Origin of the sequence: Gordonia malaquae NBRC 108250 (assembly GCF_000344135.1) — a bacterium.
GTDB classification, from domain to species: Bacteria; Actinomycetota; Actinomycetes; order Mycobacteriales; family Mycobacteriaceae; genus Gordonia; species Gordonia malaquae.
Genome location: NZ_BAOP01000010.1, coordinates 149457 through 162411 on the forward strand (window position 1 = coordinate 149457; position 12955 = coordinate 162411).

A 12955-nucleotide genomic window follows, 5' to 3' on the forward strand; every position below is an offset into this window, starting at 1 on the left:
TCGCACTATCGAGATCTGCGGAAAATCGGCCGCACGGGCCGACCGCTGCACAGGCGTACCTGTGCATGTGCTTAACAGGGTAGTCGAGACAGGTCCCATGTCATTCGATGACACTGCGAGAAACGGCACAGACGGCCGGTCGTCGGGCCGAAGCCGTCACCTGCTGTAGGTGTTGCCCGATCCGGCAGACGGCGCTTCCGCGCCGCCGTCCCAGCTGAGAGTGTTGTCGTCGCCCCGAACCGCGAGTTTCAGGATCGGACCGGTCACGACGACGGTCGAACCGTCGCCGGCGACGGTCAGGTCGTCGATCTTGTCGGTGTTGATCGTCGCTGCGTCCCCGTCGAGGGTGACCGTGCCGAGCGTTCGGTTGGTCACGTGGAGGCCGCCTCCGCTCGCGCGCAGTGTTCCGATGTGATCGACGTTGAGACCGACGTCCGCGCCCGACACCGTCGCGCTCCCCCACTCGACGCCGAGCAGGGTGACGCCTGCACCTTTGACAACGACTGAGCCAGCGGTCTCGATGTTGCCGGACACCTTGTTGCCGGTGACGGTGATCGAGCCGCAGTCGCCGGTGATGATCGGCGACGCGCCGGAGGTCCCGATCGTCACGGACTCGCGAGCCTCACATGTTCCGCCCGCGGACAGATCTCGAAGCGATCCGGCTCCGACCGGCAGTCGGGGATCCCCGTCCGAGCTCGAATCGCTGGTCGAGCACCCGACGAGGGCAAGGGCCACGAGTGCGCATACGGAAGCGATCCCCGATCGGTTCACAGTCGCCATCAGACCTGTCCGACCCTGTCGTCGGCGAGCCTGATCACGCGGAGCGGGTTGGTTCCCGTCAGCCGGCGCTCCAGCGTCCACGAATGCACTTCATGGGCCACCCACAACTGCAGGTGACCGATGCGGGCGACCGGCGCGGGCGCTCGACCGCGGGACACGTGAGCATTCCACTCACGCAGGTTGACGCCTGCGTGGTCGGCGCACGCACTCGCGACCCACAGTTCGTCGCCGGAGTCGGTGTCGATGATGATCGGGTTCACCGGGTCCTGCTTTCAGCGAGCCGATCGGCAGCGAAGCCGGTACCGGATGGATGTCTGCATATGCGCATGATGACGGAGTCTCTGTGAGAAAAGTTGTCAGTTGATCGAGTGTCATCTGATCAATCGACTGATTCGAGGTAGATGTTACTGGTCGAAACCCCATGATGGAAGAATCCAGACACCGCGCACCTCCCCCTGGAGCAGCCCGCCCCGATATGTGACCGAGATCCTATGTTTCTAATCGAAACACCGAGGTGACCGATGTCGATTGAACAGATGACAACAGTTCAGTCGATCATCGAGGAGACCCGTTATCGTGGCGCCATCCGAACCAGCTGCTCCTCCCAGGACCGGCAGCGGCCGGTGAACCCCATCATCGTCGACGCCGACACCGGGGACGAACTGTGGACCGCGGGGACGTGCGCGGACCACCTCGGTGGAACGGTGCGCCAGTGGGAAGCCCACGTCGCCCGAGGATCTGCACCGAAAGCAGTCGGACAGATCGGCCGTCTGCGTCTATGGGAAGCCCAAGAAGTCCACTCCTGGATAGTTCGCCGTCGACGTGCGAACACGACGCTCCGCGCGGTGGAACCCGCCCGCTCGTGAGCGCCGGCGCGCTCACGAGCGACGTGGTCCGGGACCTCCTATCGAGGCATTCGATGACAAACGAGGCATGCATGCATGCCTCGTTTGTCATCGAGCACCTCGTTCAGCAGTCCGGCCCCGCGGCGGAGGCCGGACTCGCGATCACCAGCCGCGCTCGGCGAGGCGGTGCGGCTCGGGGATCTCGTCGACGTTGATGCCGACCATGGCCTCACCGAGGCCACGCGAGACGTTGGCGAGGACGTCGGGGTCGTCGTGGAAGGTGGTCGCCTTGACGATGGCGGCGGCGCGCTCGGCCGGGTTGCCCGACTTGAAGATGCCGGAGCCGACGAACACGCCTTCGGCGCCGAGCTGCATCATCATCGCAGCGTCGGCCGGAGTGGCGATGCCGCCTGCGGTGAACAGCGTGACCGGGAGCTTGCCTGCCTTGGCGACCTCGACGACCAGGTCGTACGGCGCCTGCAGTTCCTTGGCTGCGACATAGAGCTCGTCTTCGGGCAGCGACGTCAGGCGACGGATCTCCTGGCGGATCTGGCGCATGTGGGTGGTCGCGTTCGAGACGTCACCGGTGCCGGCCTCGCCCTTCGAACGGATCATGGCGGCGCCCTCGTTGATGCGGCGGAGCGCCTCACCGAGATTGGTGGCGCCACACACGAACGGGACGGTGAACGCGAACTTGTCGATGTGATTCGTGTAGTCCGCGGGGGTCAGCACTTCCGACTCGTCGATGTAGTCGACTCCGAGGCTCTGCAGGATCTGCGCCTCGACGAAGTGACCGATGCGGGCCTTCGCCATGACGGGGATCGAAACGGCTTCGATGATGCCGTCGATCATGTCCGGGTCGCTCATCCGCGACACGCCGCCCTGGGCGCGGATGTCGGCGGGAACCCGCTCGAGTGCCATGACTGCGACGGCGCCTGCGTCTTCGGCGATCTTCGCCTGCTCCGGCGTCACCACGTCCATGATCACGCCGCCCTTCAGCATCTCGGCCATGCCGCGCTTGACGCGTGCGGTACCGGTTGCCGGGGCGTTCTGAGGATCGGTGGTCACTTCGGTGCTCCTGAATGTCTGATGAGAAAGGACCACAACAGTAAACCCGATCAGGGGTGATGTGCTCTACGCCGGGTCGGTGACCCTGGCGACGCCTTCGGCGATCTCGAAATAGGCGGGCATCGGCCCTCCCCCGCCGAGCCGCAGCCATCGGACCATTCGTCGTCCTCGAAGCGCCCTGGTGTCGCGCACCGCGTCGTTGTAGAAGCGACGAGCCATCGTGACTCGGGTCTGAGCGTCCGACAGCTCCCCTACCAGCGACGATGCTTCGCCAGGCAGGTCAGTGAGCGCGAGTGCCGAGGACAAGCGGTTCTCTGCGGACTCGCGTTCGACGGGATCGGACCCGTGAGGGATGTCGACTGCGGCTCGCAGAGTCGTCGTCTCCGAACCGCCTGCGACGGCGATCCGATGTGCCACATCCACTCGCCGATCGAGAGCGGCGATCAGCGCACCGCGTGCCAGTGTGACGCGTTCGGACAGGAGCCTGATCCTTGTCGCCCGAGTGGAGCTCAACACGGCGAACCAGATGACGCACAGCACGACGACGATTCCGACCGCCGAGCCGGCCCACGCGATGATCGAACCGACCATGACTCCCCCGCTCAATCCGATACGACGACGGGACCCGCACCATAGGTCACCGTGTCGTACACACGTTGGATCTGGTCGGCCACCTTCGACCAGTCGTACTGCTCGGCACGCAGGTGCCCTCGCGCCACGTAGCCTGCGCGGAGATCGTCGTCGCGCAGGAGATCGTTGATCTGCGCGGCGAGCGCCGTCGGCGACCCCGTCGTGACCAGACAGCCTGCGTCGCCGTGGTCGAGCACCCGCGCGAACGCCACCAGATCACTCGCCACAACCGCCGCACCCGCCGCCATGGCTTCGACGAGGACGATGCCGAAACTCTCACCGCCGAGGTTCGGCGCCACGTAGACGTCGGCGCTTCGCAACGCGCGCGCTTTGGTCTCGTCGTCGACCATCCCGAGGAAGGTCAGGTGCTTCGCGAGGTCTCCCGCGCGTTTGACGAGCGCACGTTCGTTTCCGCCGCCGACGACGAGCACGGTGACGTCGGGGAACTCGTCGACGATCGTCGGAAGTGCTCGCATCAGGATGTCGATGCCCTTGCGGGGTTCGTCGTACCGCCCGAGGAACATGACCGTGCGGCCGGCGCGCGGGTATCCGTCAAGTGGTTCGACCCGGCGGAACGAACCGACGTCGACACCGTTGGGGATCTCCACCGCGTCGTTGCCGAGGGATTCCATCTGCCAGCGCCGCGCCAGTTCCGAGACGGCGATCTTTCCGCGGATGCGTTCGCGGAACTGCCGGAGCACCGAGTCGAACACCGACAACCACATCGACTTGGTGGTGGCCGTGTGGAACGTTGTGACGATCGGTCCGGTCGCGACCATCAACGACAGCATCGACAGACTCGGCGCATTCGGCTCGTGCAGGTGAAGGACGTCGAACTCATTGGTGTCGATCCACCTCCGCAAGACGTGGAACATCTTGGGCGAGAACGACACCCGCGACACCGAACCGTTGTACGGGATCCCGAGTGCTGGGCCGGCGGAGTCGACGTACGGCGGCAACTCCACATCGGGACCGGCCGGAGCCAGAACTCTCACGTCGTGCCCGCGCCCGATGAACACCTCGGCCAACTCGACGACGTGCGCCTGTACACCGCCCGGCACGTCGAACGAGTACGGGCAGATCATGCCGATCTTCACCGGTTCGAGTCCAGACCGAGCCGTTCACGGCGGGCCGCAGACCAGTCCGCCTCCCACAGCGGTTGCAGCATGTGCCAGTCGGCGGGCGCCGTCGCGATGTCGCGCGTGAAGGCGTCCGCAAGGCGCTGCGCGGTCGGCGCGATCCCGCCCTCGGTGCTGATGACGGTGCCGCAGCGCAGACGCGACGTCGTCGGCCCGGTGTAGCTGTGGTGCACGGCGAGCAACGTCGCGCCGGTCTCGATGGCGAGCTTCGCCGATCCGGCCGGGATGCGGGTGCGTTCACCGAACAGGGTGACCGGCACACCGTGCGAGGTGAGATCGCGGTCGGCCATCAAACACACCACTCCCCCAGCTCGCAGGCGATCGGCCAGGATCGGGAACGGCGGCTGCTCACCACCGGTCAGCGGGAACACCTCGAATCCGAGCGATTCGCGGTATTCGACGAACTGGTCGAACAACGACTCCGGTTCGAGTCGCTCCGCGACGGTCGAGAACTGGCCGAAATGGTCGACGAGCCACACTCCGGCCACATCCCAGTTCCCCGAATGCGGCAACGCCATCACAACACCGCGCCCGGTGCCGAGAACTTCGTCGAGCACAGTCCGATCGTGCTCGGACATCTCCACGCTCGCCACGATGTCGGCGGGGTCGGTCGTCGGCAGCCGGAACGCCTCCCGCCAGTACCTGGCGTACGAGCGCATCGACTCCTCGACAAGCGAGTCGGGAACGTTGTCGGGTGTCGTCCCGATCACCCGGGCGAGGTTCTTGCGAAGCTGCTCCGGTCCGCCGTTCCGTTTGCCCGCGAGGGTGCCGACGGCGTCGAACGCGGTGCGCGCCACTGTCTCGGGTGCATACTTCACCGCAGCCCAGCCTGCCCGGTAACCCAGATCGGCGACGATCGAGCTCAGTCCGCCCAGCACGCGCTCAGACCTCGTCCGTGGCGTCGGCTGCAGGCGCGGCGGACGGAATCAGGTCGCGAGCGCCGGGCGAACAGTAGATGGACCACATGCGCTGTCCCACGGTGATCACACTGAGGACGGCGAGCACCCACATCGCGATGTGAATCGACCACGACCACTGAAGACCGGGGAACTGGGTCAGGCCGGCGCCGACGAGGACGATGATCAGCCGGTCCGGACGTTCGATGAGGCCACCGTCGCCGTTGAGACCGGCAGCCTCCGCGCGCGCCTTCGCGTACGAGATCACCTGCGAGGTGACCAGGCAGATCAGCGTCGCGATGAGCAGCAGGCGGTGCGGTTCGTGAAATGCCGCCCACCACGCGAGTCCGCCGAAGATCGCGCCGTCGGCGATGCGGTCGCATGTCGCGTCCAGTACCGATCCGAACCGTGTGCCTCCACCACGCGCCCGCGCCATCGCACCGTCGAGCATGTCGAACATGACAAACGCCCACGTGACCAGGGCGCCCGCGAACAGGTGCCCCTGCGAGAACAGGGCGATCGATGCGCCGACCGTCACGACGGTTCCGGCGATCGTCATGATGTCCGGGGTGAGCCCGGTCTTGATGAGCGCCCGGCCGATCGGCAGCGTCACCTTCGACACCGACGCGCGGCCCAGAATGCTAAGCACTGGCAGGTCCCCCGAGTTCGATCCACTTGGTCGCCAACAGGTCGCGGGTGTCCGCGAGCAGTTGCGGCATCACCTTCGTGTCGCCGACCACCGTGATGAAGTTGGCGTCGCCCGACCACCGCGGCACGACGTGCTGATGCAGGTGCTCCGACAGCGATCCGCCCGCGGCGGACCCGAGGTTCAGGCCGACGTTGAACGCGTCGGGACTGGACACGGCCTTGATCGTGCGGATCACATGCTGCGTGAACGCCATCAGCTCCCGCGACTCGGGAACGGTGAGGTCCTCGAGGTCGGCAACCTGCCGGTACGGCACGACCATCGTGTGACCCGGGTTGTACGGGTACAGGTTCAGCACCGCGTACACCGATTCGCCACGCGCGATGATCAGACCGTCCTCGTCGGTCATTCGCGGGATGTCCAAGAACGGGTGCCCGGACAGCTCACCACCGTCGGAGGCCACCTTGGGGGCCGCCGCGGTGATGTAGCTCATCCGATGCGGCGTCCACAGACGTTCCAGTCCGCCGCGCATCGCGCCGGTGCCTGGATCGCGATCGGCCGACGTCATCGACGCTTCCGGACCAGTTCGAGGAGTGCGGTCATCGACTCCGCGGTCGGCGAGTCGTTGCGACGCGACTCCTCCCACTCGTCGATGGCGACCACGGCGTCGTCGACAGCGACACCGTTGACCTGGGTGCCGTCCCGGAATCGGAAGCTGACCGCTCCCGCTTCGACGTCGCGCTCACCCGCGAGCAGCATGAACGGCACTTTGGCGGTGGTGTGATTGCGGATCTTCTTCTGCATCCGGTCGTCGGACAGGTCGACCTCGGCGCGCACACGACGCGACTTGAGGCGATTGACCACACCCTGCAGATGCGGCGCGAACGCCTCGGCGACCGGGATGCCCATCACCTGGACCGGCGACAGCCACACCGGGAACGCTCCCGCGTAGTGCTCGGTCAGCACACCGAAGAAGCGTTCGATGGAGCCGAACAGCGCACGGTGGATCATCACCGGTCGCTTCTTGGTGCCGTCTGAGGCGGTGTATTCGAGGTCGAAACGCTCGGGCAGGTTGAAGTCGAGCTGGATCGTCGACATCTGCCACGTGCGGCCGAGAGCGTCCTTGGCCTGCACCGAGATCTTCGGACCGTAGAACGCCGCACCCTCCGGGTCGGGCACGAGCTCGAGACCCGAAGCCTCCCCGACCTGGCGGAGCGTCTCGGTGGCCTCTTCCCAGACTTCGTCCGAACCGACGAACTTCACCGGGTCCTTGGTGGACAGTTCGAGGTAGAAGTCGTCGAGCCCGTAGTCCTTGAGGAGCTGCAGCACGAAGTTGAGGGTCGTCGTGAGCTCCTCGACGATCTGTTCCTGCGTGCAGAAGATGTGAGCGTCGTCCTGCGTGAAGCCGCGGGCACGGGTCAGGCCGTGGACCACGCCGGACTTCTCGTAGCGGTACACCGAACCGAACTCGAACAGGCGCAGCGGCAGTTCGCGGTACGAACGTCCACGGGACGCGTAGATCAGGTTGTGCATCGGGCAGTTCATCGGCTTGACGTAGTAGTCCTGGCCGGGCTTGCGGACCGTTCCGTCCTCGTTGTACTCCGCGTCGAGCTGCATGGGCGGGAACATGCCCTCCGCATACCAATCGAGGTGACCGGACACCTCGAAGAGGTTGCTCTTGGTGACGTGCGGGGTGTTGACGAACTCGTACCCGGCGGCCGCGTGCTGCTCGCGGGAGTAGTCCTCCATCTCCCGGCGGATGATGCCGCCCTTGGGGTGGAACACTGGCAGGCCCGATCCGAGCTCGTCGGGGAAGCTGAACAGGTCGAGTTCGCTGCCGAGTCGACGGTGATCACGCTTCTCCGCTTCGGCGAGACGATCGAGGTACAGGTCCATCGCCTCGGTCGACTCCCACGCGGTGCCGTACACGCGCTGCAGGTCGGCCAGGCTCTGGTCGCCTCGCCAGTACGCGGCGGAGCTGCGGGTAAGGGTGAACGCCGCGATGTACTTCGTGGTCGGCACGTGCGGGCCACGGCACAGGTCGCCCCACACCTTCTCGCCAGTGCGCGGGTTGAGGTTGTCGTATGCGGTCAGTTCGCCGCCGCCGACCTCCATGACCTCGGCGTCGTCCGCGGCGCCTTTGTCGTCGATCAGTTCGAGCTTGAACGGCTCGTTCGCCAGTTCGGCGCGCGCGGCGTCCTTCGACTCGTACACGCGACGGGAGAACTTCTGACCCGACTTGATGATCTTCTTCATCTGCTTCTCGAGGGCCTTGAGGTCCTCGGGAGTGAACGGGTCGTCCACCTGGAAGTCGTAGTAGAAGCCGTCGGTGACCGGCGGTCCGATTCCGAGGTTCGCCTTCGGGTTGAGCTCCTGCACCGCCTGTGCAAGAACATGGGCGCACGAGTGACGGATCACCGCGCGTCCGTCTTCGGAGTCGGCCGTGACCGGCTCGACGAGCGTGTCGGCAGTCGGCGCCCACGACAGGTCGCGGAGTGTGCCGTCCGCCTCCCGGACCACCACGACCGCCTGCGGCCCCTTGTTCGGCAGTTCGACGCCGTCGGGGAGCTCCGCGTCTCGCATCGCCGCGCCCGCGGTAGTGCCCGCCGGAACCCGTACGATCTCGGGCAGACGAACCTTCTCGACTGCGCTCGAAACAGGTCTTTCGGCGGACGCGACATTGTCGGACACGGGGTGACTCCTCGATTCTCAGCTGGGCAGCGCGTCGTCCGATTCGACGAGGCGCTGCGCTGATCGTATCGGTTCCACGCGACGCGTCCACCACAGCGTGACCGCGATCGTGCCCAACAACACGATCAAGTACGCCCCGCTTCCGATCAGCTGGAACGGCACCTGCCACGCAGGACCGTCCACCGAGCCGAATCCGCGGAACGATCCGAACGCCATCCCGTGGAACACCTTGCCAGGGTGGCCCGGGACCGGAAGCGGCATCGCCTGCCAATAGGTGAAGGTCAGCGTGACGATCGAGGCGGGCGCGAGCCACCACAGCCAGGTGCGGGGATCTTCCCTCCGGGTCTGTTCGTAGGCGTGGACGAATGCGACGAGCAGCAGCGGAAGGATCCACACCCAGTGGTGACCCCACGAGAACGGCGACACGGCACACGACGCCATACCGGTGATCGCCACCGCGAGAAGCCTGCCTCCCGCCTGGTAGGCGCAGTACGCGGCCCACAGCGACAGCAGTCCGACGACAAGCCCGACCGGAACCCACAACCACGTAGGTGGATGCGCGAGGTCCATCGTGCCGAGTCGGGCGAAGAAGCCGTTGAACGACTGGTTCGCGGGGGCCGCCATGGATCCGATGCGCTTGGTGTCGGAGATGTCCCCGGTCCAGAAGTCGATCGCCTCACGTCCGAGGACTGCGATGCCGATCAGCACGGTCCCGACGAACACCGCCACCGCGACGATCGCGGCGCGAAACTTGCGGACGGTCACCAGGTGGGCGACGAAGAACAGCGGCGTCAGTTTGATGCCCGCCGCGAGTCCTACTCCGAGGCCCTGCAGCCGGTGATTCCGCAACGCGAGGTCGGCGACCACAAAAAGCGCGAGGACCAGGTTGATCTGACCGTTCCAGAGTGTGGTGTGGACCGGTTCCAGGCTTGTCGCGAAGACGGCGACGAGCACGGTGAAGGCGACGAACCTCGCGTCGAACCGGAATCGGAGCGCGCGCAGCGACAACCCGATGAGGAGCAGCAGACTGATGACGCTGCCGACGTTCCACAGGAACTTCGCGGTGTGGATCGGCAGTCCGGCCAGCGGCACCATGACAAGCGCCGCGAACGGCGGGTACGTGAACTCCCAGACCTCGTAGACCGGCTTCGCGTACAGGGGCAGCCCGTCCCACACGGCGATCGCGCCACCGCGGTACACGCGGGTGTCGATGCCCATGTTGAACAACCCGTAGACCGGATCGGTGAACGGCACCACCCAAATGTGCCAACACACGACCAAAACAGCTCCGACGGCGGCGATCGCGAGCATGATGGTTGTCACCGAACGTATCGGCGCGGGTCTGGTCACTCGGAGATGATACGTCCGACCTCCTTCGATGTCGGTGCACGACGCGTGCTGCTGCGCCAAACCCACCGGTCCGCCCACGCCCGCAGCGGCCGCCGTGCAATATGGGCGTGTGACAGGCAGACGGGCCGAGCGGCGGCGGACATGGGCTATCGTCTCGCTCGCCGTTCCCGCCATCTCGAGTCGTAAAGCCCTGACCGCGGGAGTTCTCGTCGCACAACTGGTGGCGATGGCAGCGGGGCTCGCGCAACCTGCGTTCAACGCGCGGATCGTCGACGCGGGTGTGATCGCGGGCGACGTCGACTACGTGCAGCGCATGGGCGCGTTGATGATCGGCGTCGTTCTGATAGGCCTCGTCGCCTCGATGGCGGCGGTCGCGTGCGGCTCGGCGATCGCCGCCGGGATCTCCGCGGATCTGCGGCTGGCCGTCTATCGGCGCGCGGGGGAACTGTCGACCGCCGACTACCACGAACTCGGTACCGCGTCGATGCTCACACGGACCTCCGCCGACACCGGAGTCGTGGGACGCACGGTCTTCGCGTTCACCAGCGTCGCGATGTCCGCGCCGATCGTGACCGTCGGCGCGGTGATCCTGTCCTTGCGCCAATCGGTGCAGCTCGCGCCGGTGATCGTCGTGACGGCGATTCTCCTCGGAGTGGTCGTCGGGCTGTACGTGGCACGGGTGACGCCCTTGGCCGGCCGGCTGCAGCGCGCGGTGGACGCGGTGAACCGAGTGCTGCGTGAGCAGTTGACCGGCACTCGCATCCTGAGAACGTTCCGCCGGGAGCACACGGCGTCTGACAGGTTCGGAATCGCGAACACGGAACTGACCGTCCTCGCGCGGCGCGTCGGGGCGTTGCAGGTCCTGCTGTTGCCCTCGGTGTTGCTGATCGCCAACGTCGCGGTGGTCGCCACGAACGTCATCGGTGCGGACCTCATCGAGTCAGACGACCTCACCATCGGCGGGCTCACCGCGTTCTCCGGTTACCTGATGCAGATCGTGAGCGGAGTGTCGCTGTTCGTGGCCCTGGCCGCGGTCCTCCCCCGCGCCGAGGCGAGTGCCATCCGCCTCCGCGAGGTCCTCGACGAAGACGTCCCGGATCCTGGACCGACGGACATTCCGGATCGACCGCGCGGTGTGCTGGATGTCGACTTCCGTTCGGTCGACGTGCGGTATGCCGGCGCCGAGCAACTCACACTGTCCGATGTGACCCTGCGATGCGTCCCCGGCGGCGTGACAGCGGTGATCGGGGGAACGTCGAGCGGCAAGTCGACGCTCTTGTCCCTCGTACCGCGCCTCCTGGACTCGTCCGCAGGCGAAGTGGCCCTCGGCGACCGTCCGATCGCCGACTGGCCGTTGACCGCGGTGCGATCAGAAGTCGCCTACGTCGGCCAGCGTCATGCGCTGATCGCCGGAACCGTCGCGTCCAATCTGCGCCTCGCCTACGACGACGCGACTGACGACCTGGTGTGGAAAGCACTGCGGGTGACCAAGATGGCCGACACCGTCGCCGATCGCGGCGGCCTCGACGCGGCCGTGTCCCAGGGCGGATCGAACTTCTCTGGAGGCCAACGGCAACGTCTCGCGATCGCCCGTGCACTCCTGCACAGGCCCCGGGTGATGGTTCTCGACGACGCGTTCTCCGCGATGGACCGGTCCACCGCATCGCAGGTGTTCACGTCGGTTCGGGCCCATCTGCCTCGCACCACATTCCTCATCGCGGCCCAGCAGATTCATTCGGTGCGCACTGCCGACCTGATCGCCGTGCTCGAGCTCGGACGCGTCGTCGACCAGGGTTCGCACCGTGACCTGCTGGAACGATGCAGCGTGTACCGCGAGATCGCAGACGCACAAGCCCCGGTGCGGGCCCGATGAAGATATTCCGGGCTCTGGGCGAAGTCCGACGTTTCCTCGGCGCGGGTCGTAGCCTCACCTGGGCGTTGGCCCTCGCGATCGTGTCCGCTCTGCTGACGGTGGCGGTCCCCTGGCTCCTCGCTCAGGTCACCAACATCATCTTCGCGGGAGCTCTCGGCGCGAACCTGGACGAAGGTGCGACCCACGACCAGATGGTCGAAGCCCTTCGGGAAGCCGGTGACGACCGTCAGGCCAATATCGTCTCGGCGATCGGCGCCACGCCCGGAGTCGGGATCGACTGGTCGCCGCTGTGGACATACACGGCCGTGACACTTGCCGCATTCGTCCTGGCCGCAGGCGCTCGCATCGGCGGCGGCCTGATTCTCAACGCCGCCGTTCAACGGGCGATCCGGAGACTTCGGCGACGGGTGGAGAGCAAACTCCACCGGATGCCGGTGACTGCCCTGGAAGGCGGACGTCGGGGCGAGGTGCTCAACGCCGTCACCGTCGACGTCGACAATGTGGCGACCCTGATCGGTCCGGTGTTCGTCCAACTCCCGGTCGTGTTGTTGACGATCGTCGGGGTGTCGGCGGCGCTGATCTGGGTGTCCGGGTTCTTCGCGATGATCGCGTTCCTGACCGTCCCGATCTCCGCGGTCGCCGTCGCATTGATTCTGCGATTCGCGCGTCCCCACGTGAAGAGGCAGTGGGCCGCGCAGTCGTCTCTGACGGCGCACGCGGAGGACGTGTACGCCGCCCGCGACATGCTCTCCGCGTACGACGCCCACCGTGCGACGGAGCGCCAGTTCACCGCGGTGAACTCCGAACTGGGAGTCGACGAGACCATCGCCAGGAACGTCACGAGCCAGACCAGAGCAAGCACACTGACCACCCACCCGGGCGCACGAGAAGGCCAGCTGATCAACTTCGGGGTATCGCGCGCGATGTCGACCTCAAGACCCTTGTCGTGCATTCGCTGCTTGAACTCACCGACCTCGACAGAAACTGCGGCCGCAGGGCCCGTCCGCCAGTGAAAGGGACCTGTCGACCACGTGACG

The 12955-nt window shown here is 66.2% G+C and carries 13 protein-coding genes; 3 read left to right on the forward strand and 10 right to left on the reverse strand.

Features of this window, described 5'->3' with window-relative positions:
- Nucleotides 1–156: 156 nt before the first annotated feature.
- On the reverse strand, nt 157–780 hold the full coding sequence (locus GM1_RS08390) for a hypothetical protein (RefSeq protein ID WP_008378051.1): 624 nt from the start codon (nt 778–780) through the stop codon (nt 157–159).
- A complete protein-coding gene (locus GM1_RS08395; RefSeq protein ID WP_008378053.1) occupies nt 780–1040 on the reverse strand; it encodes a hypothetical protein in 261 nt (86 codons plus the stop codon). Before GM1_RS08395 ends, GM1_RS08390 begins: the two co-directional genes overlap by 1 nt.
- 261 nt (nt 1041–1301) lie before the next feature.
- Between GM1_RS08395 and GM1_RS08400 the strand changes: the two genes are divergently transcribed.
- Nucleotides 1302–1646 carry a hypothetical protein gene (locus GM1_RS08400; RefSeq protein ID WP_008378055.1) on the forward strand — a complete coding sequence of 115 codons (345 nt, stop codon included), beginning with the start codon at nt 1302–1304 and terminating at the stop codon, nt 1644–1646.
- Nucleotides 1647–1787: 141 nt separating this feature from the next.
- On the opposite strand, the gene pdxS is transcribed toward GM1_RS08400, so the two are convergent.
- The 8 genes from pdxS to GM1_RS08440 form a co-directional block, all read right to left on the reverse strand.
- Complete coding sequence (gene pdxS / locus GM1_RS08405; protein ID WP_008378058.1) at nt 1788–2693, reverse strand: pyridoxal 5'-phosphate synthase lyase subunit PdxS; 906 nt, start codon at nt 2691–2693, stop codon at nt 1788–1790.
- Nucleotides 2694–2759: 66 nt separating this feature from the next.
- Nucleotides 2760–3284: a LemA family protein gene (locus tag GM1_RS08410; RefSeq protein ID WP_008378060.1), complete on the reverse strand. Its 525-nt coding sequence runs from the start codon at nt 3282–3284 to the stop codon at nt 2760–2762.
- A gap of 11 nt (nt 3285–3295) precedes the next feature.
- Nucleotides 3296–4420, reverse strand: a complete 1125-nt coding sequence (locus GM1_RS08415; protein ID WP_008378061.1) for a glycosyltransferase family 4 protein — start codon at nt 4418–4420, stop codon at nt 3296–3298.
- The gene (locus tag GM1_RS08420) at nt 4417–5337 is read right to left on the reverse strand and encodes a phosphatidylinositol mannoside acyltransferase (protein ID WP_040519740.1); all 921 of its coding nucleotides are present in this window, start codon (nt 5335–5337) and stop codon (nt 4417–4419) included. Before GM1_RS08420 ends, GM1_RS08415 begins: the two co-directional genes overlap by 4 nt.
- 7 nt (nt 5338–5344) lie before the next feature.
- Nucleotides 5345–6007: a phosphatidylinositol phosphate synthase gene (gene pgsA / locus GM1_RS08425; protein WP_008378066.1), complete on the reverse strand. Its 663-nt coding sequence runs from the start codon at nt 6005–6007 to the stop codon at nt 5345–5347.
- Complete coding sequence (locus GM1_RS08430) at nt 6000–6572, reverse strand: ATP adenylyltransferase (RefSeq protein WP_008378067.1); 573 nt, start codon at nt 6570–6572, stop codon at nt 6000–6002. Before GM1_RS08430 ends, pgsA begins: the two co-directional genes overlap by 8 nt.
- Entirely contained in the window at nt 6569–8587 is a 2019-nt protein-coding gene (thrS, locus tag GM1_RS08435) for a threonine--tRNA ligase (RefSeq protein ID WP_223291368.1), read from the reverse strand. Before thrS ends, GM1_RS08430 begins: the two co-directional genes overlap by 4 nt.
- A 126-nt stretch (nt 8588–8713) precedes the next feature.
- A complete protein-coding gene (locus tag GM1_RS08440) occupies nt 8714–10045 on the reverse strand; it encodes a glycosyltransferase 87 family protein (protein ID WP_223291345.1) in 1332 nt (443 codons plus the stop codon).
- A gap of 109 nt (nt 10046–10154) precedes the next feature.
- On the opposite strand from GM1_RS08440, the gene GM1_RS08445 reads away from it, so the two are divergent.
- Both GM1_RS08445 and GM1_RS08450 read left to right on the forward strand, forming a co-directional pair.
- The gene (locus GM1_RS08445) at nt 10155–11918 is read left to right on the forward strand and encodes an ABC transporter ATP-binding protein (RefSeq protein WP_008378071.1); all 1764 of its coding nucleotides are present in this window, start codon (nt 10155–10157) and stop codon (nt 11916–11918) included.
- Nucleotides 11915–12931, forward strand: coding sequence for an ABC transporter transmembrane domain-containing protein (locus tag GM1_RS08450; protein WP_008378073.1), 1017 nt, complete (start codon nt 11915–11917; stop codon nt 12929–12931). The genes GM1_RS08445 and GM1_RS08450 overlap by 4 nt, the downstream gene beginning before the upstream one ends.
- Nucleotides 12932–12955: the final 24 nt, after the last annotated feature.

Excerpts from the sequence above, each read along its gene's own strand:
- thrS (WP_223291368.1), bottom strand. The coding sequence starts at position 8,587 with ATGCGAGACGCGGAGCTCCCCGACGGCGTCGAACTGCCGAACAAGGGG.
- GM1_RS08400 (WP_008378055.1), top strand. The coding sequence starts at position 1,302 with ATGTCGATTGAACAGATGACAACAGTTCAGTCGATCATCGAGGAGACC.
- GM1_RS08390 (WP_008378051.1), bottom strand. The coding sequence starts at position 780 with ATGGCGACTGTGAACCGATCGGGGATCGCTTCCGTATGCGCACTCGTG.
- GM1_RS08430 (WP_008378067.1), bottom strand. The coding sequence starts at position 6,572 with ATGACGTCGGCCGATCGCGATCCAGGCACCGGCGCGATGCGCGGCGGA.
- GM1_RS08410 (WP_008378060.1), bottom strand. The coding sequence starts at position 3,284 with ATGGTCGGTTCGATCATCGCGTGGGCCGGCTCGGCGGTCGGAATCGTC.
- GM1_RS08450 (WP_008378073.1), top strand. The coding sequence starts at position 11,915 with ATGAAGATATTCCGGGCTCTGGGCGAAGTCCGACGTTTCCTCGGCGCG.